The organism is Pseudomonas weihenstephanensis, assembly GCF_016812185.1.
Taxonomy (GTDB): domain Bacteria; phylum Pseudomonadota; class Gammaproteobacteria; order Pseudomonadales; family Pseudomonadaceae; genus Aquipseudomonas; species Aquipseudomonas weihenstephanensis.
On sequence record NZ_JAAEBV010000001.1, the window covers coordinates 404,635 to 428,899 of the forward strand.

Consider the following 24,265-nt stretch of genomic DNA (forward strand, 5'->3'; position numbering starts at 1 on the left):
AGCCTTGCCATGCCAGCACCAAAACCCTACAGCCCTTGGTACAAACACCTGTGGCCGTGGATCATCATTGCCATTCTGGCGTGCTCGGTAACGCTGACCCTGTCGATGGTGACCATTGCGGTGAACAACCCCGACCACCTGGTCAACGACAACTATTACGAAGCGGGCAAAGGCATCAATCGCTCATTGGACCGCGAGCTGCTGGGCCAGAACCTGAACCTCAAAGCCAAGCTGCACCTGGACGGCATGACTGGCGAAGTGGTGCTCGTGCTTGAAGGCAACAGCCAGCCCAAAACCCTTGATTTGAGCCTGATCTCACCTACTCAGCCAGAAAAAGACCGCAAGATTGCAATGACCCAAAGCGAGTCGGAACCGGGCCGCTACATCGGCCAACTGGATGACAAGGTTGAAGGACGTCGCTTCGTTGAATTGCTGGGCGTTGAAGACGGCAAGACCTGGCGTCTGTTTGAAGAGGAAGAAGTCGGCCACGACAAAGACCTGCTATTGGGTGACGAGCCGCTTCAAGGCGCTGAAGACCACAAGAAGTAAACCCGTTGCGGCCACGCTCGCCCTTGCAGGGATACGCGAACCCTGCGAGGGCGAGCGTGCCCGCAATGACGTACTTTCAAGCGCACAACCTCGCGACAGACCGCCATGACCACTCCTGTTCCCTGCTATCACTGCGCCCTGCCCGTCCCGTCCGGCAGTCGATTCACTGCAATTGTGCTCGGTGAAACCCGCGAGTTCTGTTGTCCAGGCTGCCAGGCCGTGGCCCACGCTATCGTCGCGGGCGGTCTTGAAAGCTACTACCAGCACCGCAGCGAAGCTTCAGCCAACCCCGACGCGCTGCCTGTGCAACTGCTCGAAGAACTGGCGCTGTACGACCGCGCCGACGTGCAAAAACCGTTTGTAAGGCACGACGGCGAGCAGGCCGAAACCACACTGTTGATAGAAGGCATCAGCTGCGCGGCGTGTGGCTGGCTGATCGAAAAACACCTGCGTCTTTTGCCTGCCGTCAGCGAGGCGCGGCTCAATCTGTCCAATCACCGCCTGCATGTGCGCTGGGCAGACAGCCAATTGCCCCTCAGTGAGCTGCTCAGCGAACTGCGGCACATCGGTTACGCCGCGCACCCGTATCAAGCCGACCGTGCTACCGAGCAACTGGCCAGTGAAAATCGCCTGGCCTTGCGCCAACTGGGTGTCGCCGGGCTGTTGTGGTTTCAAGCCATGATGGCAACGATGGCCACTTGGCCCGAATTCAATATCGACCTCAGCCCCGAGATGCACACCATCTTGCGCTGGGTCGCCCTGTTTCTGACCACGCCGATTGTGTTTTACAGTTGCGCGCCGTTCTTCAAAGGCGCCATGCGCGACCTGCGCACCCGGCATCTGACCATGGATGTGTCGGTGTCGCTGGCCATCGGCGGCGCTTACATCGCTGGCATCTGGACCGCGATTACCGGCATGGGCGAACTGTATTTCGATGCCGTGGGCATGTTTGCCCTGTTCCTGCTGGCCGGTCGCTACCTGGAACGCCGCGCCCGCGAGCGCACTGCCGCCGCCACCGCGCAATTGGTCAATCTGCTGCCCGCCTCTTGCCTGCGTTTAAGCGACGACGGCCAAAGCGAACGCATCCTGCTGACCGAACTCAAGGTCGGCGATCATGTACTGGCTCACCCCGGCGCCATTCTGCCAGCCGATGGCAAGATTCTGGACGGCCAGTCAAGCATCGACGAGTCGCTGCTGACTGGCGAATACTTGCCACAGCCGCGTAGCGTCGGCGATGCCGTGACGGCGGGCACGCTGAATGTCGACGGTGCTCTGACGATTGAAGTACTGGCCTTGGGCCAAGACACACGCCTGTCAGCCATCGTGCGCCTGCTGGACCGCGCGCAAAGCGAAAAGCCGCGCCTGGCAGAAGTCGCCGACAAGGCCGCGCAATGGTTCCTGCTGTTTTCGCTGATCGCTGCGGCGGCGATTGGTCTGCTGTGGTGGCAGTTGGACCCGTCTCGCGCCTTCTGGATCGTGCTGGCTATGCTGGTGGCAACCTGCCCCTGCGCACTGTCACTGGCCACCCCGACCGCACTCACGGCCGCCACAGGCACCCTGCACAAACTGGGCTTACTGTTGACTCGCGGGCATGTGATTGAAGGGCTGAATCAAATCGATACGGTGATTTTCGACAAAACCGGTACCTTGACCGAAGGCCGTCTGGCCTTGCGCGCCATTCGCCCCTTGCGCGACCTGGACAGCGATCACTGCCTGAGCCTGGCCGCCGCACTGGAGAACCGCTCCGAGCACCCGATTGCTCGTGCGTTTGGCCGGGCACCGTTGGCCGCCTCAGAGGTGCTCAGTACCGCCGGCCTTGGCCTTGAGGGGCGGGTGGGCGAGCAGCGCTTGCGCATCGGACAAGCGGGCTTCGTGTGCGAGATCAGCCAAAGCCCAGTGCCTGATATGCCGCAAGAACCCGGCCAATGGCTGCTGCTGGGCGATGCGCACGGCCCGCTGGCCTGGTTCGTGCTGGATGACCGCTTGCGCGCCGATGCACCGGCCTTGTTGGCGGCCTGCAAGGCACGCGGTTGGCGCACGCTGCTGCTGTCGGGCGACACCTCGCCCATGGTCGCCAGCGTGGCCGCTGAACTGGGCATCGATGAAGCCAGGGGCGGCTTGCGCCCGGATGACAAATTGCACGTGCTGCAACAGCTGCATGCTCAGGGCCGTAAAGTATTGATGCTCGGCGACGGGGTGAACGACGTCCCCGTACTGGCGGCCGCAGACATCAGCGTGGCGATGGGGTCCGCCACCGACCTGGCCAAAACCAGCGCGGACGCGGTGTTGCTGTCAAACCGCCTGGAGGCATTGGTGCAAGCATTCACCCTCGCGCGGCGCACACGTCGGGTTATTATCGAAAACCTGTTGTGGGCGGGCCTGTATAACGGGCTTATGCTGCCGTTTGCGGCACTGGGCTGGATCACACCGGTATGGGCGGCCGTCGGCATGTCCATCAGCTCACTGACCGTGGTGCTCAATGCCTTGCGCCTGACCCGCATGCCGAAGCCGGTCAGCCCCCAGACCACCCTCGACACTCATCCGCTGCCGGCCTGAACCGGTCGTCTGGAGCTCATATGCCAGCGCTTTACGTCATGATTCCTGCGGCCTTGCTGATTGTCGCGATTGCCATCTACATCTTCTTCTGGGCCGTGGACAGCGGCCAGTACGATGACCTCGACAGCCCGGCGCACAGCATCCTGTTTGATGACCAGGACCCACAACACACTGCCGCCGTGGAAGAAGCCAAAGGTCAGACCACCGCTTCACTCAAAGAAGCCGACCACAAGACCCCTCCCCATGCTTGAGCTGGCACCGCTTCTGGCTTCTGCGCTCATTTTGGGCCTGCTCGGTGGCGGCCATTGCCTGGGCATGTGCGGCGGACTGATGGGCGCACTGACGCTGGCCATCCCTAAAGAGCAACGCAGCCGACGCTTCAGGCTGCTATTGGCCTACAACGTGGGCCGAATCCTCAGCTATGCCGCGGCAGGTTTACTGCTCGGTTTAGCGGGATGGGCCGTTGCCAACAGCCCGGCAGCGCTGTTTATGCGCATCCTTGCCGGGGCATTGCTGATTTGCATGGGCTTGTACCTGGCAGGCTGGTGGAGCGGCCTGACGCGCATCGAAAGCCTGGGGCGCGGGCTGTGGCGACATATCCAGCCACTCGCGACACGCCTGCTGCCGGTGTCGAGTGTGCCGCGCGCCTTATTGCTGGGCGCGCTGTGGGGCTGGCTACCGTGCGGCCTGGTTTATAGCACCCTGATCTGGTCGGCCAGCCAGGGCAGTGCGACCGACAGTGCGCTGCTGATGCTTGCGTTTGGCCTGGGCACCTGGCCGGTGTTGCTTGCCACCGGGCTGGCGGCTGAACGTGTCACGGCGCTGCTGCGCAAGCGCAGCGTGCGCATGGCTGGCGGGTTGCTGGTGATCCTGTTTGGTATTTGGACCCTGCCCGGCCCGCACCAGCATTGGCTGATGGGCCATTAAACCTGCGCGCGTGACGCAGGCCTGGTTCACCTCGACAAATGGTTTTACGACGGCTGCGCAGCCGGACGCAGCCTCGCGTTGCTCGTCAGCGGCTACAGGGTTTAGGCACCCGCGAGAACCTGCCCGCCAAGCACAGCTCTTGATGCAAATCAAGATGCAACAGTGACCCACCCCCTAGACTCGCGTTCATTGCCAGCCATCCCGGGGGAATACCCGCATGCTCGACGCCATTCGTTGGGACTCAGATTTAATTCGCCGTTACGACATGGCCGGACCGCGCTATACCTCGTACCCCACAGCGATGCAGTTCAACAGCCAGGTCAGCCCGTTTGATCTGCTGCACGCGTTGCGCGAAAGCCGCAAAGCGTTGCGCCCTGTGTCTTTGTACGTCCACGTGCCGTTCTGCGCGAACATTTGCTATTACTGCGCCTGCAACAAAGTCGTTACCAAGGACAGAGGCCGCGCACAACCTTATTTGCAACGTCTGGAGCAAGAAATACAACTCATTGCCTGCCACCTCGACCCCAAGCAAAAGGTCGAACAGTTGCACTTTGGCGGCGGCACACCGACGTTTCTCAGCCATGACGAACTGCGCCAATTGATGGCCAAGCTACGTCAGCATTTCAATTTGCACGACGATGATTCGGGTGATTACGGCATCGAAATTGACCCGCGCGAAGCCGACTGGTCGACCATGGGCCTGTTGCGTGAGCTGGGCTTCAACCGCGTGAGCATCGGCCTGCAAGACCTCGACCCGCAGGTACAACGGGCCGTTAACCGCTTACAAAGCCTGGAAGAAACCCGCGCCGTGATTGATGCCGCGCGCACGCTGCAGTTTCGCTCGATCAATATCGACCTGATCTACGGCCTGCCCAAGCAAACACCTGAAGCCTTTGCCCGCACCGTGGATGAAGTCATCACCCTGCAACCAGACCGTTTGTCGGTGTTCAACTACGCGCACTTACCCGAGCGTTTCATGCCCCAACGGCGGATCGATGTCAGCGACCTGCCCACTCCCGCTGCCAAGTTGCAGATGCTGGAAAACACCATTGGGCAATTGCTCAAAGCGGGTTATCGCTACATCGGCATGGATCACTTTGCCCTGCCCGATGACGAACTGGCCATCGCTCAGGAAGAAGCCACCTTGCAGCGCAACTTCCAGGGCTACACCACCCACGGGCATTGCGATCTGGTTGGGCTGGGCGTCTCGGCCATCAGCCAGATCGGCGACCTGTACTGCCAGAACAACAGCGACATCACGCACTATCAAAACAGTTTGGCCAGCGCTCAGCTCGCCACCAGTCGTGGCTTGATCTGTAACCAGGATGACCGACTCCGACGCGAAGTCATTCAGCAAATCATTTGCAACCTGCACTTGCCGTTTGCGCGCATTGAGCAGGTATTCAATATCGACTTCAGAGGGTATTTTGCGGCCCAGTGGCCGGCCTTGGAGAAAATGGCAGCCGACGGCCTGATTGCCCTGGACAGTGACCAATTGACGGTACTGCCCGCTGGGCGGTTGTTGGTGCGCTCGGTGTGCATGGTGTTTGATGCCTACCTTGACCAACAGAACCGCCAACGTTATTCGCGGGTGATCTGAGGCGCTTACTTAGCCACCAATGCAGAGGCTATGGCTGCATCTTCACTGCTTGAGCCTTTCATGGCTTCGTTCAAACCGGAGATGGCAGCCATCAGCGAGGTATTCAACGCCGAGATAGCCGATTGCAACGCTGCCGCCTGAATGGTGGCCAGCTCCGGGCTCAGGCTTTTGTTCGCCATCAGCTGTTGCAGTTGTGCCTGTTTTTCGGCGATCTGCTTTTTGATCTCGCGAATCATCTTCAGAATTTTCTGCACCTGATCAGACAAGCCACTCTCTGCAATGTCATTGTCCTGGCTTTTCTGAGCGCTCGCGGTCTTCATGGCGGCCCCCGAGATCGTCACTTTGACCCCTTCAACAGGCGCACCGGTGTCCGCATCCAGCTTGGGCGCTTTGTCAGCAGCAGGCGCCACTTCGCTAATCTTGGTCCGCTCGTAGACTGGCAACATGCCACTCTGGCTAACGGTAATTCCACCCATCGACGACATCTTCCCTGCTCCCGTGGTTAAGTGATAACAATTGTGTCGGCCAAATCCTGCATATCTTGAGGCCAGCGCTCTGAAATGGCGCGCTGGCCTCGACTCCTTAGCTGGGGTACCCTTGCATCTTATGTGTGTTTTCCCACAAGGATTTAAGAAATGTCCGAGCCAGTAAAACTGCGCGCTCATACCCAGGCTCACTGCAAGGATTGCAGCCTAGCCCCTCTTTGTTTGCCACTTTCGTTGAATCTGGAAGACATGGATGCGTTGGATGAGATCGTTAAACGAGGCCGCCCGCTGAAAAAAGGCGAGTTCCTGTTTCGCCAGGGCGACACGTTTGGCTCGGTATACGCAGTACGTTCGGGCGCACTTAAAACCTTCAGCTTGAGCGACAGTGGCGAAGAGCAGATCACCGGTTTCCATTTGCCGAGTGAGCTGGTCGGCTTGTCGGGCATGGACACTGAAACGTATCCGGTGTCGGCGCAGGCACTGGAAACCACCTCGGTGTGCGAGATCCCTTTCGAGCGCCTGGACGAACTGGCGCTGCAACTGCCTCAGCTACGCCGCCAATTGATGCGTGTGATGAGCCGTGAAATCCGTGACGATCAGCAAATGATGCTGTTGCTGTCGAAAAAAACCGCTGATGAGCGCATTGCCACCTTTTTGGTGAATTTGTCGGCGCGCTTCCGTGCACGCGGCTTCTCAGCCAATCAGTTCCGCTTGAGCATGTCACGTAACGAAATCGGCAATTACCTGGGCTTGGCGGTAGAAACCGTCTCGCGCGTCTTTACCCGCTTCCAGCAAAATGAACTGCTGGCCGCCGAAGGCAAAGAAATCCACATCCTTGATCCGATTCAACTGTGCGCCCTCGCTGGCGGCGCCATGGAAGTCTAAAACAGGCCAATAGCGACTATACTGGCGCGCTTAACGCATGCCAGGACATCTGCCTAATGGCCTTCAACGACTTTTGCCTAAAATCCCTGATTCGCCCGGTCATTGACTTCCCCAAGCCGGGCGTGATTTTTCGTGACATTACCCCGCTTTACCAATCGCCCCGCGCCATGCGCGTGATCGCCGACACCTTTATCGAACGCTATGTCGAAGCTGATTTCAGCCACATCGGGGCGATGGATGCGCGTGGCTTTTTGATTGGCTCGGTGCTGGCCCATCAGCTTAACAAGCCTCTGATTCTGTTTCGCAAGCAAGGCAAGCTGCCAGCCAACGTGCTAGCCGAAGGCTATCAAACGGAATATGGCGAAGCGTTTCTGGAAGTGCATGCCGACAGTTTGTGCGAAGGGGATTCGCTGCTGATCGTCGATGACCTGATTGCCACGGGCGGAACGTTGATCGCGGCGGCCAATCTGGCGCGACGCATGGGCGCGACGGTGTTCGAAGCGGCGGCCATTATCGACCTCCCGGAACTGGGCGGCTCTGAGCGCCTGAACGACATCGGCGTACCGACCTTCAGCCTGACCGCGTTTTCACTGACCGAATAACGCCCTGAAGCAAGCGCGTGATAACTTGCACCGTTGTCGGTATCGCACGCATAAACCTGTAGGCGCTGACGAGTAACACGAGGCTGCGATAGGCGACAACGTCGTCGTAAAACCACTCAACGTGGTGCAGCAGACCAACGTTTACGATCGCCTCGCGCTGCACGCCAGACGTTACAGGGCGATGGGTTTACGCCCGGCGAATGAATGCGCCAGCGTCCCGCCATCCACCAGTTCCAACTCGCCTCCCAGCGGCACACCGTGTGCGATGCGCGATGCGATCAGGCCTTTACTGCTCAAAAGCTGGGCAATGTAGTGCGCGGTGGCTTCACCTTCGACGGTCGGGTTGGTGGCCAGAATCACTTCGGTAAAACTGCCCTGCCCGTCAATGCGTGCCATCAGTTGCGGGATGCCAATCGCCTCAGGCCCCAGCCCGTCAAGCGGCGACAAGTGCCCCTTGAGTACGAAATAACGCCCTCGATAACCGGTTTGTTCAACGGCATACACGTCCATCGGCCCTTCCACCACACACAGCAGCGTGTCGTCACGACGCACGTCGGCGCATTGCGGACATAAGTCGTCTTCGGTCAGCGTCCGGCACAGTCGGCAGTGCCCAACACCCTCCATCGCCTGGCTCAGTGCCAGCGCCAAACGCGAGCCGCCACTGCGATCACGCTCCAGCAACTGCAAGGCCATGCGCTGCGCGGTCTTTTGACCGACCCCCGGCAAAGTGCGCAAGGCATCGATCAGTTGGCGAATCAGGGGGCTAAAGCTCATAAGGAAAAGTCCGACAAAACAACGAGAGGCGGTTTATACCCGCCGCATGGAACAGCGTCAAATCTTGTAGACACGCTGACGTGGGCAGCCAAGCTGTGCCCTCTGACGAGCAGTGCGAGGCTGCGATGGGTGCGGTTCGGCAAGTGTGCGGGCTCAGGTTTATGATCGCTTCGCAATCAGACGCCGCCTGCGGCAGCGGGTAGGCGGGCAAAAAAAAGCCAGGCGCGATCGGCCTGGCTTTTTCAAAGGGCTTTAGAACGGCAGTTTCATGCCCGGTGGCAATTGCATGCCAGAGGTCACGCCGCTCATTTTGTCCTGGCTGTTGGCTTCGATCTTGCGAACGGCGTCGTTTACCGCTGCCGCGAACAAGTCTTCCAGCACTTCGCGATCATCGTCGCTCACCCCTTCGAGCAGGCTTGGGTCAATGCTCACACGCTTGATGTCGTGACGACCGGTCATCACCACGCTCACCATGTCGCCACCGGCCTTGCCGGTGACTTCTGCGTTGGCCAACTCTTCCTGCATCTTGGCCATTTTTTCTTGCATCTGCTGCGCCTGCTTCATCAGGCCGGCCATGCCACCTTTCATCATGGGAATCACCTCAATCTGTATTTGCACAATGTACTCATGGCCCTAACGGCCACGAGCTGTAAGGGTTGACCCTGCGTCAAGAGGCCTGAGCCTCGATGACGTCGACAGGTTGAATCGTATCGTCACGCACCGAGGCGTCGAACTGTTTAATCATTTGCTGGACCAGCGGGTCCGCATAAATCGATTCTTCGGCCAAACGCTGACGTTCGGCACGCAAACGTGAAGCGGCTTGCGCCGGGGTTTCTTGCTCAGGCTTGATCAGCTCGATGGTGACCTTGAGGGTGCGCTGCAAGTGCTGGTTCAGCGCGTCATTGAGCCGACGCTGCTGAGTCGCGTTAAACAGTGCGCTGTGTGCCGGGTCAAGGTGCAGCAGCCAGTCATCGCCCTCGACCGCGATCAGCGTGCAGTTGGCACCGATACTCGCCGTCATCCCCGATACCGGTAATTGGGGGAACAGGTTCAGCCATTCAAGGGCCAGGCCCGTCGCCGGCATGGAAGCAGGCAGCGGCTCAGGCTCTGGCTCAGGTTGCGCCGCATGCTCACTGGCCAACTCGTCGAGGTAGCTGTAAGCCGCCGAATCCATGTCCGGCTCAATGTAATCTTCGTCCAGTGGCGGCTCGTCATCGCGGTCCATGCCCGACAACGCGGCGTCGACCTGCTCAGGTGTTGGCTGCGGCATGGGCGCCGCGCTCCACTCGGGAGCGTCCGGCACCACGCTGTCCGGAGTCGGCAACGGCATCGGCGGCAACTCGGGCTGCTCGCTGAGGGTGTCCAGCACCGGCTCAGGGGGCGCCTCCTGCTCAATCACTGGCGCAGATGGTTCGTTCCAGGGCAAGTCGATTTCGGCCACCACAGGCGCCGTTGTCTCCACCACAGGGGCTGGCGTCGGTGCAGGTTGCGCAGCTGCCTCGGGGGCAGGCGCTGCGACAGGTGCAGGTGCTGGCGCAGCGACTGCCGCAGTCGCCGCCACAGGTGAGGTGGAATCAACTGTGGCCTGGCTGATCCCCACTGGCTTTAGCGGCTGACTGGGCGCATCCGCGGTGCCTGCGGGGCGGAAAGCCAGCATGCGCAGCAGCACCATCTCAAAGCCACCCCGCGGGTCGGGCGCGAGTGGCAAGTCACGTCGACCAATCAGGCCCATCTGGTAATAAAATTGCACGTCTTCGGCGGGCAGCGCGCTGGCCAGCGCCAACACCCGGTCGCGGTCGCCGTGGCCGTTGTCCAGGCCTTCAGGCAATGCCTGGGCAATGGCCACGCGATGGAACACGTTGAGGATTTCTGAGAGCACGCCGTTCCAGTCAGGCCCCTGCTCGGCCAAGTGACGCACGGCTTCAAGCAGCGCGCGCGCATCGCCTTCGATCAAGGCGTGCAACAGGTCAAACACCTGGCCGTGATCCAGCGTGCCGAGCATGGCGCGCACATCGCCCGCCAGCACTTTGCCTTCGCCAAACGCAATCGCCTGATCGGTCAGGCTCATGGCATCGCGCATCGAGCCGTCGGCCGCACGGCCCAACAACCACAACGCGTCATCTTCAAAAGGGATGTTTTCGACACTGAGCACGTGGCTCAAATGCTCAACCACACGCTCAGGGGTCATGTTCTTGAGCGAGAACTGCAAGCAACGGGACAAAATGGTCGCTGGCAGCTTTTGCGGATCGGTGGTCGCCAGGATGAACTTGACGTAGGGCGGCGGCTCTTCGAGGGTTTTGAGCAACGCATTGAACGAGTGACTGGAGAGCATGTGCACTTCGTCGATCAGGTAGACCTTGAAGCGCCCACGGCTCGGCGCGTACTGCACGTTATCGAGCAGCTCACGGGTGTCTTCGACCTTGGTGCGGCTGGCGGCGTCGATCTCGATCAGGTCAACAAACCGGCCTTCGTCGATTTCGCGGCACACCGAGCATTCGCCGCACGGGGTCGAGGTGATACCTGTTTCACAGTTCAGGCATTTGGCGATGATCCGCGCAATGGTGGTCTTGCCCACGCCACGGGTACCGGTAAACAGGTAGGCGTGATGCAAGCGCTGACTGTCCAGGGCATTGATCAGAGCCTTGAGCACATGGGTCTGGCCGACCATTTCGCGGAACGAGCGCGGACGCCATTTACGTGCAAGAACCTGATAACTCATTGATAACCGTCGCGTCTGAAAAGCAGAAGGCGCTAATGCTAGCGGAGCAAGGCCAAAATTGCATCTGGTGTGGCCGCCTATTCTGACTATGCTGCTCTCTAGCGGGCTATTTAGCTCTCTCAGGCCACCTGGCGGAGACTGTAATGCGCTTGATCCTGTGTGCTTTGCTGCTCGCGGTGATAACCGGTCACGCTCACTCGGCTGCCTTGCGCGTGGCGGTAGCCGATAGCTGGGCCATGCCGATGATCGAGGTCACAGACGGCCAACCCACCTCAGGCATCCTCTATGACCTGATACTCAGCCTGGCACGCCACCTCGGACAGCCCGCGCAGTTCCATGTCCTGGCCCGAGCACGGGTGCAGAGCGCAATGGAGCATGGCGAAGTGGATATTCGCTGCTTTGTCGCACCCGCCTGGGTGGGCCACAGTGCCCGCAACTACCTGTGGAGCGAACCGCTTCTGGAGCAGCGCGATGTATTGGTCAGCACGCACAAACACCTCAACCCGGTCAACGTGCAAACGCTGCCCCAGCAATCGATCGGCACGGTGCTGAGCTACACCTACCCCTCATTGCAGCCTTTGTTTGATGCGGAAAAGCTGCACCGCGATGACGCCCGCAGCCAGGAGCAAGTCTTGCAAATGCTGATTGCCAGGCGCTTTGACTACGCCGTGAGCAATCAATGGGCGCTGGATTGGGTCAATAAAAGCCGCGAACAGACGGATCAACTGCACAGCGTGGCGCTGATCCAGGAACAACGGCTGAGCTGCATGGTGCGTAACGATCCGCACCTGGCAACCGGGCGGATCCTCGACACCTTGGTGAACATGCGCGATTCGGGCGAGATTGAGCGCATCATCGCCCGCTATACCACGCCCTCCGCGCCTTGAGGACTTAAGCGCAGGCCTGGTGCAACCAGGCGGTGGGCGGCTTGAAACTGGCCACCCAACTGGCCACGTCGCGAATCGGCATCGGCCGTGCGATGAAATAGCCCTGGGCCACTTCGCACCCCAGATGCATCAACAAACTGCCCTGCGCTTCGCTTTCAAGCCCTTCGGCGATGACTTTTCGCCCAAAGGCCCGCGCCAGTCCAACCACTGCAATGGTCAGCGCCAGATCGTCCTTGTCATGCAAAATATCGCGCACAAAAGACTTGTCGATTTTGATGGTTTGGGTCGGCAAACGCTTGAGGTAACTCAGTGACGAATAGCCGGTACCAAAATCATCCAGCGAAAAACGCACGCCCAAGGCCTGACACGCTTTGAGGCACTGACTGACATGCTGCATGTTTTCGATGGCCGTCGATTCAATGATTTCCAGGTCAAGCTTTTCGGGCGCGACATCCGCATGCCGGGCCAGCAACACTTTAAGCCGCTCGACAAAATCCGCACGCTGGAAATGCCGGGCCGCAATATTGACGCTGATCGGCCAGTGCGCGCCCTGGCCCTGCCATGCGTGCATTTGCTCAATGGCTTGGGCAATCACCCACTCACCGATGTCGATGATCAAATCGGTCTGCTCGATCACCGGTAAAAAATCTGCCGGTTGCACCAAGCCCTTTTTCGGGTGCTGCCAGCGCAACAACCCTTCAAAACCCACCACTTCACCGGTGCGCATATTGACCTTGGGCTGATAGTGCAAACACAACTCCCCCGCCGCCAGTGCCTGACGCACACGCTCGACTTGCTGATGCGTCGCCTTGATCTCGCGCCCTTTGAGTACATCAAACAAATGGAAGCGGTTACGGCCACTTTGTTTGGCCACGTACATGGCTTGATCCGCGTGGCGCAGCAAAGTGCCCGCATCTTCATTGTCAGGGGGATAGAGGGTGACGCCGATACTTGCGCAAACACTGAGGGTTTTGCCGCACACCGTGTAAGGCTGCGAGATGGCGGCCAGCACGCGCTGCATGGCGCCGCGCAGCTCATCGGCATCGCGTACATGGCGCATAATCAGCACGAATTCGTCGCCTGCCAGCCGCGCTACAACGTCCTCGCCCCGCATGATGCCTTTCAACCGCTTGGCCACTTCGATCAACAACAAATCGCCACTGGCATGGCCGTAGCCATCATTGACCGCCTTGAAGCCATCCAGGTCGAGCATACACACCGCCAACGGGATGGCCTCGGCCCGAGAGAACTCCAGCGCGCGGTTCAACAGCTCCGACAGATACGTCCGGTTCGGCAACCCGGTGAGCACGTCGTGCCCCACCCGCCATTGCAGGGTGTGCAGTAATTGGCGCTTTTCACTGACATCAAAACGGATCGACAAATATTTGCGCACCTCGCCGGTGGACTCATCCACCAGCGGCACCATGGTGCTGTCCACCCAGTAAACGGTGCCATCCTTGCCCCGGTTACAAATTTCACCTTTCCACACCTGCCCCTGGGCAATCGTGCGCCACATGCCGATGAAGAACTCGGGCGGGTGAAAGCCCGAGTTCAGAATCCGGTGATTGGCGCCCAGTAACTCTTCGCGCGGATAACCTGACACCTCACAAAACTGCTCGTTGACGTAGGTGATCCGGCCGTTCAGGTCGGTCTCGGAAAAAATCGCAGCAGCATCCACTGCCTTGCGGTACATATCGTCCATGATTCATTCACTGCCTTGCACATTACCGGTTGAAACGATCCACCAAGGCCCGCAGCCCCGAAGAAATCCGCTTGAGTTCACCGCCGCGAACCACTGCCGCATTGGCGTTTTGCGCGGTATTTTGCACGGTTTGCGCCACATTGTTGATTTGGCGTGACACATCCTCGGCCACGCAGGACTGTTCTTGCGAAGCTGCCGCCATTTGTTGGCTCATGTCCGTGATGCGCTCTACCGCCTGACGGATGCCTTGCAACGCCTCCTGCGCTTGCAACACCTGACGCACCCCCTGCTCGGCCTCTTGAATACCCAGGCTGGCAATATTTACCGCCTTATCAGCACCCACTTGCAGGTTTTCGATGATGCCCTGAATCTGCTCGGTCGACTCTCGGGTCTTGCCCGCCAGCGCGCGCACTTCATCGGCGACCACCGCAAACCCGCGCCCTTGCTCACCTGCACGCGCGGCTTCGATGGCGGCATTGAGTGCCAGCAGGTTGGTCTGGTCGGCAATCGCCCGAATCATGCCAGCGGCCGCCATGATTTCCTGGGTCTGCCCCGCCAGATTACCCACCGCAGCGTTGATCTGGTTCACCGTATTGGCCAGCAGCTGGATGGCATCACGCGTGGTACCGGCCACGTGACTGCCTTCTTCTGCCAACTGGTTGGCGGTGCTCGCTTCAGCCGCCGTGTGCTGCACATGCACAGCCACCTCGGATATGGACGCGGCCATTTCAGTCATGGCGGCGGCCGTCATGTCTGTTTCAGCCCGCTGTTGCAACAAGGCACTTTCGGTATCACTCGACAACTGGCTGGAGTCAGCGGCCGCTTCAGCCATTTGATTGGCCAGATCCAGCAAGCGGGTCAACGCGGTTTTTAAACGCGCTTCTTCGCTGATCAAAATCATGTGCAGTTGCGCAACGCCACCCTGCGAGTCGCTGTAAACCATCGCACTGACCGGGTCTGAAAACGCATCGGGCGAAGCATTCACGATGTGATTGAATTGCTGGCCGAGGCGTGAATGGCCCCAGATACCCACCCCCACAAACAGGGCGGCAGTGAGGCTCTGAGCGGTCAAAGCCGGGAGGACGTATGCACTGGCAATCGAAACAATCGCGGCGGTCACCGGCAGTAGCAGGACGCTGGCACTTTGAGTCGCACGATGGAACCCGGACACGGCCGGCTTGCCCTCACGCAAGCGCGCATACAAGGCTTCGGCCCGTGCCACTTGCTCACGGGTAGGTTTGACCCGCACCGACTCATAGCCCACCACACGGCCATCTTCAAGAATCGGCGTCACATAAGCGCTGACCCAATAGTAGTTGCCATTTTTACAGCGGTTTTTGACCACGCCCATCCAGCTTTTACCGGCCTTGAGGTAGCGCCACATCAACTCGAACACGGACGCGGGCATGTCCGGGTGTCGCACCAGATTGTGCGTGCTGCCAATCAACTCATCCTGTGCAAAGCCACTCATGGCTGCAAATTCGGCGTTGCAGTAGGTGATATGGCTATGAACATCAGTGGCGGATATCAGCCGTTGATGGTCCGGAAAAGTTTGTTCAACACCGCTCACGGGAAGGTTAATGCGCACGGTAAAACTCCACCTGTGGACAGCACGCTCGCACGCGCCGATATAAGAAAAGAACAACCCCAAGGCTCGGCGCAAACACACTTAATAGGCTCCAGAAAGCATTAAGCAGACGCACAACAACACCCAACATCCTTGAACAGGCACGGGCTTGAAGAAGATCAAAAAGTAGCGCAATTCTACAAACTAATTTCAATTTTGCAAGTCAGTAAGCCGCGCACCAAAACAACGCACACCCCGTAAGACAGCACCCTTACTTGATCACGCGGCTATTTTTAAGCATAAAAAACGAAACACACTAAATGGAAGCCTAATAGTAATAGACGACTACGTCTCATCCCTGCCCACCAAGGCTTGCAGCGGTTTAAACCAAGGGGCTTGAGAGGCTCAAGCATGCATATCGCACAGCCCCTGAACTTTAGGAATCGTCCTAAAGACAACTTCATAAAAAGATCGGCACCATCGTTCCATTTAATAAAAAATACGATCTTATTAAAAATTAATAACCGATCAAACAGGTCAAGTAATACATTTAAATAGCGCAGCAAAGTATCCAACACAATAACCTGCACGTCGAGGACTTGCCCCCTCTATACCCTGAGCGAATAAACAGCCTGCTGGTTAGAAATGTAGACGATATAAATGCATTCGAAAGACATATTCGATATATAAAATCAGGCCAGACCCACCCATTTTGTTTCAAAGAGCAGACAGCCACCCACAGCAAAAAATCACGAAAAGTCCGATAGTTCGGTCGTGTTCTTACGAAGGAAAAAAGGAGATTTTGAAATGGAGGCAACCCCACCAGCCACACCCCGGCACACAATGTTCCCGCTGTGGCTGCTTCCTTCCGGATCTGACCAGGTTCACGGGTAATCGTTGCGGAGGGACCGATAGGGTCACCATAACAACGTTCGCCTAGCAGCGAACGGCGCCATTGTACCTGTCTGAGGAAAACTTACAACCGCCTATTCAAGAATAAAAAAATGAACAGGCTCAAGCACTTGGATTTTTCATCCTCACCCGTAGCCGCTCGCTCAGATCGCGTCCGATTCCTGCGCTGTCGCACGCTACCTTCGCCAGCGCTACGTCATACCGCGATGCCCTGCGCGCTCAAAAACGCGACAAACGCCTCCTCATCCAGCACCTTGAGGCCCAAATCATTGGCTTTGGTCAGCTTGGAGCCAGCACCCGGCCCCGCCACCACGCAGTGCGTCTTGCCAGACACCGAACCCGAGACTTTAGCGCCCAGGCTTTCGAGCTTGTCCTTGGCGACGTCGCGACTCATCAACTCCAGCGAACCCGTCAACACCCACGTCTGACCCGCTAAGGGCAACCCGGCGACGGTTTTTTTCTCACTTTGCCAATGCATGCCGAAATCACGCAGTTGCGCCTCGATCGCCAGTGCCACTCGGGCATTTTCAGGGCTGTCAAAAAACTCACGCACCGCCTTGGCCTGTTTTTCCGGCAAGGCTTGGCGCATATCCAGCCAGTCGGCATCAATCACGCCCTGGAGCGAGCCGAACTTGTCGGCGAGTTTTTGCGCACCGCCCGGCCCAACAAACGGAATGTGCAGTTTGTCGATCAAACCACCCAACGTGGTGCTGGCCGCAAATTCGGCGCCCAGATCGCCTTGATCCTGCAACTCAAGCCCGCGCTCCAGCAATTGGCTGATGACCTGCCGGTTATGCTCATCACTGAAGAAGCTGTGGATCTCGTGCGCCACCTCAAGACCGACATCCGGCAAATACGTGAGCACTTGCGGCAACGCACGCTGTACGCGCTCAAGCGAGGCCAGAGAACGCGCCAGCACCTTGGCCGTCTCTTCTCCTACATCTGGAATACCCAATGCATAGATAAAGCGAGCCAAGGCGGGACGCTTGCTGTCGGCAATCGCAGCCAACAGATTCTTGCTCGATAACTCGGCAAAACCTTCAAGATCGACGATCTGTTCGAAATTCAGGGTGTACAAGTCCGCTGGCGAGCGCACCAACCCCTCATCCACCAGCTGCTCAACGCTTTTCTCACCCAGACCTTCGATGTCCATCGCTCTGCGCGAGACAAAGTGAATAATCGCCTGTTTGAGTTGCGCACCGCAGGCCAGACGCCCCACACACCGGTACACCGCCCCTTCGCTGACGGTTTCGCGACCCTTGCTGCGCTTGACCAGTTGTGTGCGCTCAACATGGGAACCGCAGACCGGGCAGCTTTGCGGGATGTGCACAGGGCGCGCGTCGTCTGGACGGCGTTCGAGCACCACTTGCACCACCTGCGGAATCACATCCCCTGCACGACGAATGATCACGGTATCGCCAATCATCAGCCCCAAACGCGCCACTTCATCCATGTTGTGCAATGTCGCATTGGATACCGTCACGCCAGCCACCTTGACGGGCTTGAGGCGAGCGACGGGCGTCACTGCACCGGTACGGCCCACCTGAAACTCCACATCCAGCAATTGGGTCAGCTCTTCCATTGCCGGGAATTTGTGCGCAATCGCCCACCGCGGCTCACGCGCCCGAAAACCCAATTCGCGCTGCGAGGCCAAACTGTTGACTTTGAACACCACCCCGTCGATCTCGTAAGGCAGCGCCGCACGACGTTCGCCAATGTCGCGGTAGTAATCCAGACACTCGCCAATGCCCTTGGCCAGTTTCAGCTCATGGCTAATGGGCATGCCCCATTGCTGTAGTTGTTTAAGGTTACCGATGTGGGTATCTGCAAACTCTTGCGAGACTTGCCCCAACCCATAACAGCAGAATTCAAGTGGGCGGCTGGCGGTGATCCTGGAGTCCAGTTGACGCAAGCTGCCCGCCGCCGCATTACGCGGGTTGGCGAACGTCTTGCCACCCACTTGCAGTTGGGCTTCATTCAAACGGTCGAACCCGGCCTTGGACATGAACACTTCGCCACGCACTTCCAGCACTGCGGGCCAGCCGCTGCCGTGCAGCTTGAGCGGGATATTGCGCACGGTGCGCACATTGACGCTGATGTCTTCGCCCGTGGTGCCATCACCGCGCGTGGCACCGCGTACCAGATGCCCGCCCTGGTAAAGCAGGCTCACCGCCAGGCCGTCCAGTTTGGGCTCACAGCTGTATTCAACCTCGGCGCCGCCACCCAGCAAATCAGCTGCTGGCAAATCCAGCCCTTCTTGCACGCGCCGGTCAAACTCGCGCATGTCCGATTCATCGAAGGCGTTACCCAAACTCAACATCGGCACTTCATGTCGCACTTGCGTAAAGGCCGACAACGCCGCACTGCCGACCCGCTGGGTCGGTGAATCAGGGGTGATCCACTGCGGATGCTCAGCTTCCAGCGCCTTGAGCTCGCGAAACAGGCGATCGTATTCAGCGTCCGGGATGCTTGGCTCGTCGAGGACGTGATAGCGATAGTTGTGCTGGTCCAGTTCAGCGCGCAGCGCCAGGATTCGAGTATGGGCGGCAGTCATGGGGTGTTCTCTCACAATGCAAAAGAGCAGCCGTGGCTGCTCTTGAGTTGATTCATTCGCGTTTGAGCGGGAGCAAAGAAGCTGACTCCCACAAGGTTTAGCGCTTTTGGGTCAGTGCGCGACGCTCAAACTCAACGATGCGCTGACGGTAGTGTTCGATGGTCTGCGCGGTCAACACGCTGCGCTGATCATCTTTAAGCTCGCCATTAAGCTCCTGCGACAGTTTGCGTGCAGCAGCGACCATCACATCAAACGCCTGCTTGGGATGACGCGGGCCTGGCAAGCCGAGGAAGAAACTGACGGCCGGGGTACTGAACAGATCAATGTCGTCCAGATCAAACACGCCCGGCTTGACGGCGTTAGCCATCGAGAACAGCACTTCGCCGTTACCGGCCATGCTTTCGTGGCGGTGGAAAATATCCATCTCACCAAAACGCAGACCGCTTTCAAGAATGTTCTGCAACAGCGCCGGGCCTTTGAAGCCCGCCGGATCACGACTGATGACGCTGATGACCAGCACTTCTTCGGCTGCGGGTTGCGGCTCTTTGTCTTCAACCACCGCCGACATGGAGGGGCTGGAAGTTGCACGACCACGGGCAGGCTTGGCTTCAGGCGCGAAGTCATCACGGGCACTCAGGCTCGGGCCGTCATCCTCAAGATCGAGGTTCAGGTTCAAGTCACCCTGGCTTGGCTCGCCACCCCGCTTGCCGCGCTTAGCACCCTTCTCACGCGCCGGCATGCTCACGGACGGCAGGTCATGCTCATCGAGTTGCGGCTCTTTATGGTTCGGGGTGTCCAGAACACGTGAAGGGCCCAGCAACTCGGCGCTGGTCTCCTCCTCGTCCGGCACATTGGAAAAGCTGCGGTCAAGGCGAAACTTAAGCTTGCCCTTGCCGCCGCGCATCCGGCGCCAGCCATCAAAAAGAATACCGGCGATGACCACTATGCCGATGACGATCAGCCACTCGCGCAGACCGATTTCCATGTAATCCCTTGCCCCTAAAAAATGATTCTATGAAGAAGAGCCTAAAGCCCTTTAAAACGTGGCGCCAACTCTATGTTCTGAATGGCGTTTTACCCACGTACAAAAAAATTAGACGCTAAATTAGCACGACCAAAGATAACTTTACACCGTCTGTCGCATTGAGCTATGCCAACAAAGCCACATGCGCACGAGACAAATCACTCAAGCGCAAAGGAAAATTCCTACCAGCAGAAATTTTTGACCCTACTTGCTTATAGCTCAAGCTTCGACCATTGCCATTGCCTCCTCGACATCAACCGCGACCAGACGTGAACAGCCAGGCTCATGCATCGTCACGCCCATCAACTGATCGGCCATTTCCATGGCGATTTTGTTGTGGGTGATGTAGATGAATTGCACCGTCTGGGACATCTCTTTCACCAGACGGGCATAGCGCCCGACGTTCGCATCATCCAGCGGTGCATCCACTTCATCGAGCATGCAAAACGGGGCCGGATTCAATTTAAAGATGGCAAAAACCAGCGCCAGCGCGGTCAATGCCTTCTCGCCACCCGACAGCAAATGGATGGTGCTGTTCTTTTTGCCTGGCGGGCGCGCCATGATCGTCACCCCTGTATCGAGTAAATCTTCGCCCGTCAGTTCCAAATAAGCGCTGCCTCCGCCGAAAACTTTTGGGAAAAGGGCCTGCAATCCGCCATTTATCTGATCAAAGGTGTCTTTGAAGCGGCTGCGGGTTTCTTTGTCGATCTTGCGAATGACGTTTTCCAGGGTTTCAAGCGCTTCGACCAAGTCCGCATCCTGAGCATCCAGATAACGCTTTCGCTCGGACTGCTGCTGGTACTCGTCGATGGCTGCAAGGTTGATCGCACCCAAGCGCTGGATTCGCGCCGCAATGCGCTCCAACTCTTCTTGCGCCTGCTGCTCATTGAGCTCGTTGCTTAACGTGGCTAACACGCCGTGCAAGTCATAACCGTCAGCCAGCAACTGATCTTGCAACGCGGTACGCCGCACCGTCAGTGCCTGCCATTCCATGCGTTGTTGCTCAAGCTGGCCGCGGATCAGTTGCGACTGTTGCTCGGCCTGATTGCGGCGCTTCTCGGCATCGCGCAACTCACGATCGGCATCTTCAAGCGCGGTTTGGGCGACTTTGAGCTCTTCATCCACACTCAAACGCTTGTCGAGCAGTTCTTCGAGCTTGAGACGCAGCTCTTCAAGCGGCGCTTCGCCCTCTTCCAGATTGAGGTTCAGTTGTTCACGTTTTTCGTTCAGGCGTTCGGACTGCAACTCCAGGCGCTCAAGGGCCTGGCGCGTGGAATCGTACTGAGCCTTGAGCGACCCCAAGCGCACCGCCAATTGATGCGCGTGATCCTTGTGCTGGCGTGCATCCTGACGCACACGGTCAAGACGCTCGCGCAGGCTGTCACGTTGCGCCAGCAACAGCTCGCGCTGTTCAGTGTCTGTCGCCATAGCATTCAGCGCATCCTGCAAGTGCAGACGCGCCTCACCGACCTGCTCATGCTCAACGGTGCGCTGCTCACCCAGTTCAGTCAGCTCTTCATCCAGACGCCGACGGCGCAGGGTCAGTTGCTCGACCTTGGCTTTGCTGGCTGAGAGTTTGGCTTTGATCTCACCCTGCTGCCGCGCCTCGTCCTGCAAGCGACGGCGCACCTGCTCACGCGCCTCTTCCTGCGTCAGCTGTTGCTCACGCAACTGCTGCAAGTGCGCTTCGAGGGTTGCCAACGTGGCTTCGCGCTCATCGCGCTCAAGCTCAAGGCGCTGGATTTCCTGGCCACGGGCCAGCACGCCGCTCTCAGCTTCGCTGGCGCGGCGAACACGCAGAAAATTGCGCCCCACCCAATAGCCGTCTCGGCTGATCAGGCTTTGCCCGTCTGCCAGTTGGGTGCGCAGTGCCAGCGCCTGCTCAAGGGTCTCGACCGGCTTGACCTGCCCCAGCCAAGGCGTGAGGTCGAACGTTGACTCAACCTTGTCGAGCAAACTGCCCGCCATGCCCTGTGAGGGTGTGCCTGCACTGAACAAACGCAAGTCGCCTTGTGCGAACCCTGCCAGATCGAACCGCGCAAAGTCATCGACCAACACCGCTTGCAGATCAGCACCCAGCACGGTTTCGACAGCCAGCTCCCAGCCCGCCTCAACGCTCAAGCCTTCTGCCAGACGCGGCTGCTGACTGAGCTGGTGCTCGCGCAGCCATTGTGCGGTGCCCGTGCCCGGGTCCAGTGCGGCTTGCTGCAAGGCCTCAAGCGATGCCAAACGGCCATTGAGCCGCTGCAATTCGCCCTGAGCCTGTTGCTGATTGTGTGTGGCTTGTTGCAGGTCGTGACGCACCTGTTCCAGACGCTCAACCACCTGATCCTCAGTGGCCTGCAACGTTTCGTGAGTCAATTCGCTGGTGGCCAGACACTCGCTCAGCTCCAGAATGGCAGCGTCTTCCGGGTCAGCCGCGAGCAAGGCGCGCTCTTCCCCCAAACGACGCTGACGTTCAGCCACCCGCTCCATGCTGGTTTCCAGTTGCGCAATGCGCGCTTGCAGCACTTGGGACTGGCGCTGCGGCTCGGCACTGCGCAGGTTGAAAGCATCCCACTGCTCTTGCCAGGCTTGCATGGTGACTTCGGACTCTTCGAGCGCAGCACCGGCCTCTTCGGCGGCAGCGCTGGTCAGTTCCTGCTCGGGCTCAAGCATCGCCAGCTCTTCACCCAGCGTGGCCAGCAGCGTGCGGTCGTGACCCAAATGCGATTCGGTTTCGAGCCGCGAACGCTCAGCCTCACGCAAGTCGTCCTGCAACTGGCGCAAACGCTGCTGGCCGTGTTGAATGCTTTGCTCAACCCGGGCAATGTCACCGCCCACAGAATAGAAGCGCCCCTGCACCAAGTTGAAGCGCTCTGACAGATCATGGTGCCCGTCACGCAGGCGCTCGATACTGGCGTCCGCGTTGCGCTGCTCAGCCACCAGGGCTTCGAAGCTGACTTCCTGATTGCCGATAATCGCTTCGCGCTGGCCAACTTGCTCGTTCAATGCCTGCCAGCGCAGGGCTGACAGTTGCGCCTTGAGCTGACGCTCTTCGGCTTTATATTCCTGATACTTCTCGGCGGACTGGGCCTGGCGATGCAAGCGCTCAAGCTGACGCCCCAGCTCATCCCGCAGATCGGTGAGACGCGCGAGGTTTTCATGGGTGCGACGAATACGGTTTTCGGTCTCGCGTCGGCGCTCCTTGTACTTGGAGATGCCTGCCGCCTCTTCGATGAAATTACGCAGGTCTTCGGGCTTGGACTCGATCAGTTTCGAGATCATGCCTTGCTCGATGATCGAGTAGCTGCGCGGCCCAAGGCCCGTGCCGAGGAAGATATCGGTGATGTCGCGACGCCGGCACTTGGTGCCATTGAGGTAGTAGGTGGTCTGGCTGTCGCGGGTCACTTTGCGGCGAATGGAAATCTCGGCGTAAGCCGCGTATTCGCCCAGCAAGGTGCCGTCCGAGTTATCAAACACCAGCTCGATGCTGGCCTGACTCACGGGCTTGCGGGTCGTTGAGCCATTGAAGATGACGTCGGTCATCGACTCGCCACGCAGGTTTTTGGCTGAGCTTTCGCCCATTACCCAGCGTACGGCGTCGATGATGTTGGACTTGCCGCAACCGTTAGGCCCCACCACCGCCGCCATATTGCTGGGGAAGTTAACGGTGGTCGGATCGACGAAAGACTTGAAACCCGCCAGTTTGATGCACTTGAGACGCACGCTCAGGCAACCGTCAAGGCAGACAACACCAGATCACAACTGCGCTGGGCATAACTGCTCAGCACCACACGAATGCGCGGCAGGTCACGAGCGACCACCGCGTCGAGCAACTGGGCGAACAAGGTGAGGAATTCATTCATCGCGGCCTTGCGCTGCTCCAGTGCCAGGTAATAGGCACGGCTCATGGCCGGGTGCAGATTTTCTACGGTTTCCTGCAAGTACGGATTGTTGGCGAAGGGATACGCCGCGCGCATCACATTGAAGCTGTCTTCGACAAACGCGCTGATGTCCTGGCGCTCAAGGCTGGCGCTCAAGCGCTGCTGAATTTGCAGGAACGGGCCCAAGTCAGCCTGAACGGCCCAACGCTGCGCCACTGCATTACCCAGCAGGATGTACAACTCACTCATCAACGTGCACAGGCTCTGCACCTTGTGCGCAGTCAGTTCGGTGACATGCGCCCCGCGTCGCGGCAGGATGGCGATCAAGTGCCGACGCTCCAGGATCAACAACGCCTCACGCACAGAACCGCGGCTGACATTGAGCGCCAGCGTCACCTTCTGTTCCTGAATGCGTTCCCCAGGCTTTAACTCGCCACGAATGATCCGTTCGGCGAGGTGATGAGCGATTTGCTCGGCGAGGCTATCCGGCGCCTTGAACGTCATGTTTTACCTTCAAAATCTTTGATCAGTGCAAGCGGCGCAGTGTAGCGCACTTGCTACGTACTAGCGGAGTGCCCGGGACGCAGAATTTGGCACGATTTAAGCAAATAACGGGGTCATTACCCTCCCAAAACTATCGTTTTGGTGTCCCGCAC

17 protein-coding genes, 1 other RNA gene and 2 pseudogenes are annotated in these 24,265 nt (G+C 58.7%); 8 read left to right on the top strand and 12 right to left on the bottom strand.

All coding sequences use genetic code 11. The features are described from left to right. Positions 1–9 precede the first annotated feature (9 nt). From GYN01_RS01775 to hemN, 5 genes are all read left to right on the top strand, one after another. On the top strand, positions 10–549 hold the full coding sequence (locus tag GYN01_RS01775; protein ID WP_048365633.1) for a FixH family protein: 540 nt from the start codon (positions 10–12) through the stop codon (positions 547–549). Between the two features lie 105 nt (positions 550–654). Continuing rightward, positions 655–3,105: a heavy metal translocating P-type ATPase gene (locus tag GYN01_RS01780; protein WP_203306504.1), complete on the top strand. Its 2,451-nt coding sequence runs from the start codon at positions 655–657 to the stop codon at positions 3,103–3,105. A 20-nt stretch (positions 3,106–3,125) separates the two neighbouring features. Further along, entirely contained in the window at positions 3,126–3,356 is a 231-nt protein-coding gene (gene ccoS / locus GYN01_RS01785) for a cbb3-type cytochrome oxidase assembly protein CcoS (protein WP_203306505.1), read from the top strand. Further along, positions 3,349–4,032, top strand: a complete 684-nt coding sequence (locus GYN01_RS01790; RefSeq protein ID WP_048365630.1) for a sulfite exporter TauE/SafE family protein — start codon at positions 3,349–3,351, stop codon at positions 4,030–4,032. Before ccoS ends, GYN01_RS01790 begins: the two co-directional genes overlap by 8 nt. Positions 4,033–4,249: 217 nt before the next feature. Beyond that, complete coding sequence (gene hemN / locus GYN01_RS01795) at positions 4,250–5,632, top strand: oxygen-independent coproporphyrinogen III oxidase (RefSeq protein WP_203306506.1); 1,383 nt, start codon at positions 4,250–4,252, stop codon at positions 5,630–5,632. 5 nt (positions 5,633–5,637) lie between these two features. Here the strand turns inward: hemN and GYN01_RS01800 are convergent, their stop codons facing one another. Continuing rightward, positions 5,638–6,117, bottom strand: a complete 480-nt coding sequence (locus GYN01_RS01800; protein WP_238936070.1) for a vacuolar protein sorting family 37 protein — start codon at positions 6,115–6,117, stop codon at positions 5,638–5,640. Between the two features lie 150 nt (positions 6,118–6,267). On the opposite strand from GYN01_RS01800, the gene fnrA reads away from it, so the two are divergent. Both fnrA and GYN01_RS01810 read left to right on the top strand, forming a co-directional pair. Further along, positions 6,268–7,002: a Crp/Fnr family transcriptional regulator FnrA gene (fnrA, locus tag GYN01_RS01805; RefSeq protein ID WP_048365628.1), complete on the top strand. Its 735-nt coding sequence runs from the start codon at positions 6,268–6,270 to the stop codon at positions 7,000–7,002. Positions 7,003–7,058: 56 nt separating this feature from the next. Then, positions 7,059–7,604 carry an adenine phosphoribosyltransferase gene (locus GYN01_RS01810; RefSeq protein WP_048365627.1) on the top strand — a complete coding sequence of 182 codons (546 nt, stop codon included), beginning with the start codon at positions 7,059–7,061 and terminating at the stop codon, positions 7,602–7,604. 171 nt (positions 7,605–7,775) lie between these two features. Here GYN01_RS01810 and recR read toward each other — a convergent pair whose 3' ends face one another. From recR to dnaX, 3 genes are all read right to left on the bottom strand, one after another. Further along, the gene (recR, locus tag GYN01_RS01815) at positions 7,776–8,378 is read right to left on the bottom strand and encodes a recombination mediator RecR (RefSeq protein ID WP_048365626.1); all 603 of its coding nucleotides are present in this window, start codon (positions 8,376–8,378) and stop codon (positions 7,776–7,778) included. Between the two features lie 252 nt (positions 8,379–8,630). Next, entirely contained in the window at positions 8,631–8,969 is a 339-nt protein-coding gene (locus GYN01_RS01820) for a YbaB/EbfC family nucleoid-associated protein (protein WP_048365718.1), read from the bottom strand. A gap of 76 nt (positions 8,970–9,045) precedes the next feature. After that, positions 9,046–11,097 (bottom strand): DNA polymerase III subunit gamma/tau, encoded by a 2,052-nt coding sequence (gene dnaX / locus GYN01_RS01825; protein WP_203306507.1) that lies wholly within the window; start codon positions 11,095–11,097, stop codon positions 9,046–9,048. Between the two features lie 143 nt (positions 11,098–11,240). Between dnaX and GYN01_RS01830 the strand changes: the two genes are divergently transcribed. Further along, complete coding sequence (locus tag GYN01_RS01830; protein ID WP_203306508.1) at positions 11,241–11,984, top strand: substrate-binding periplasmic protein; 744 nt, start codon at positions 11,241–11,243, stop codon at positions 11,982–11,984. Between the two features lie 4 nt (positions 11,985–11,988). Here GYN01_RS01830 and GYN01_RS01835 read toward each other — a convergent pair whose 3' ends face one another. The 8 genes and pseudogenes from GYN01_RS01835 to GYN01_RS01865 form a co-directional block, all read right to left on the bottom strand. Further along, positions 11,989–13,686, bottom strand: a complete 1,698-nt coding sequence (locus GYN01_RS01835; protein ID WP_203306509.1) for a putative bifunctional diguanylate cyclase/phosphodiesterase — start codon at positions 13,684–13,686, stop codon at positions 11,989–11,991. Between the two features lie 22 nt (positions 13,687–13,708). Beyond that, positions 13,709–14,200 (bottom strand): annotated as a pseudogene (locus tag GYN01_RS22620) (methyl-accepting chemotaxis protein); the annotation flags it as partial. A gap of 792 nt (positions 14,201–14,992) precedes the next feature. Next, a pseudogene (locus tag GYN01_RS22625) lies at positions 14,993–15,355 on the bottom strand (PAS domain-containing protein); the annotation flags it as partial. A gap of 715 nt (positions 15,356–16,070) precedes the next feature. Next, positions 16,071–16,167: signal recognition particle sRNA small type (gene ffs, locus GYN01_RS01845), an RNA gene on the bottom strand. A gap of 194 nt (positions 16,168–16,361) precedes the next feature. Then, positions 16,362–18,719 carry an NAD-dependent DNA ligase LigA gene (gene ligA / locus GYN01_RS01850; RefSeq protein WP_203306511.1) on the bottom strand — a complete coding sequence of 786 codons (2,358 nt, stop codon included), beginning with the start codon at positions 18,717–18,719 and terminating at the stop codon, positions 16,362–16,364. Positions 18,720–18,816: 97 nt separating this feature from the next. Then, positions 18,817–19,704 carry a cell division protein ZipA gene (gene zipA, locus GYN01_RS01855; RefSeq protein WP_048365620.1) on the bottom strand — a complete coding sequence of 296 codons (888 nt, stop codon included), beginning with the start codon at positions 19,702–19,704 and terminating at the stop codon, positions 18,817–18,819. Between the two features lie 258 nt (positions 19,705–19,962). Beyond that, positions 19,963–23,451, bottom strand: coding sequence for a chromosome segregation protein SMC (gene smc / locus GYN01_RS01860; RefSeq protein ID WP_203306512.1), 3,489 nt, complete (start codon positions 23,449–23,451; stop codon positions 19,963–19,965). 2 nt (positions 23,452–23,453) lie between these two features. Continuing rightward, complete coding sequence (locus tag GYN01_RS01865; RefSeq protein WP_048365618.1) at positions 23,454–24,113, bottom strand: GntR family transcriptional regulator; 660 nt, start codon at positions 24,111–24,113, stop codon at positions 23,454–23,456. Positions 24,114–24,265 lie beyond the last annotated feature (152 nt).

Excerpts from the sequence above, each read along its gene's own strand:
- GYN01_RS01775 (WP_048365633.1), top strand. The coding sequence starts at position 10 with ATGCCAGCACCAAAACCCTACAGCCCTTGGTACAAACACCTGTGGCCG.
- GYN01_RS01780 (WP_203306504.1), top strand. The coding sequence starts at position 655 with ATGACCACTCCTGTTCCCTGCTATCACTGCGCCCTGCCCGTCCCGTCC.
- ccoS (WP_203306505.1), top strand. The coding sequence starts at position 3,126 with ATGCCAGCGCTTTACGTCATGATTCCTGCGGCCTTGCTGATTGTCGCG.
- GYN01_RS01790 (WP_048365630.1), top strand. The coding sequence starts at position 3,349 with ATGCTTGAGCTGGCACCGCTTCTGGCTTCTGCGCTCATTTTGGGCCTG.
- hemN (WP_203306506.1), top strand. The coding sequence starts at position 4,250 with ATGCTCGACGCCATTCGTTGGGACTCAGATTTAATTCGCCGTTACGAC.
- GYN01_RS01800 (WP_238936070.1), bottom strand. The coding sequence starts at position 6,117 with ATGTCGTCGATGGGTGGAATTACCGTTAGCCAGAGTGGCATGTTGCCA.
- fnrA (WP_048365628.1), top strand. The coding sequence starts at position 6,268 with ATGTCCGAGCCAGTAAAACTGCGCGCTCATACCCAGGCTCACTGCAAG.
- GYN01_RS01810 (WP_048365627.1), top strand. The coding sequence starts at position 7,059 with ATGGCCTTCAACGACTTTTGCCTAAAATCCCTGATTCGCCCGGTCATT.
- recR (WP_048365626.1), bottom strand. The coding sequence starts at position 8,378 with ATGAGCTTTAGCCCCCTGATTCGCCAACTGATCGATGCCTTGCGCACT.
- GYN01_RS01820 (WP_048365718.1), bottom strand. The coding sequence starts at position 8,969 with ATGATGAAAGGTGGCATGGCCGGCCTGATGAAGCAGGCGCAGCAGATG.
- dnaX (WP_203306507.1), bottom strand. The coding sequence starts at position 11,097 with ATGAGTTATCAGGTTCTTGCACGTAAATGGCGTCCGCGCTCGTTCCGC.
- GYN01_RS01830 (WP_203306508.1), top strand. The coding sequence starts at position 11,241 with ATGCGCTTGATCCTGTGTGCTTTGCTGCTCGCGGTGATAACCGGTCAC.
- GYN01_RS01835 (WP_203306509.1), bottom strand. The coding sequence starts at position 13,686 with ATGGACGATATGTACCGCAAGGCAGTGGATGCTGCTGCGATTTTTTCC.
- ligA (WP_203306511.1), bottom strand. The coding sequence starts at position 18,719 with ATGACTGCCGCCCATACTCGAATCCTGGCGCTGCGCGCTGAACTGGAC.
- zipA (WP_048365620.1), bottom strand. The coding sequence starts at position 19,704 with ATGGAAATCGGTCTGCGCGAGTGGCTGATCGTCATCGGCATAGTGGTC.
- GYN01_RS01865 (WP_048365618.1), bottom strand. The coding sequence starts at position 24,113 with ATGACGTTCAAGGCGCCGGATAGCCTCGCCGAGCAAATCGCTCATCAC.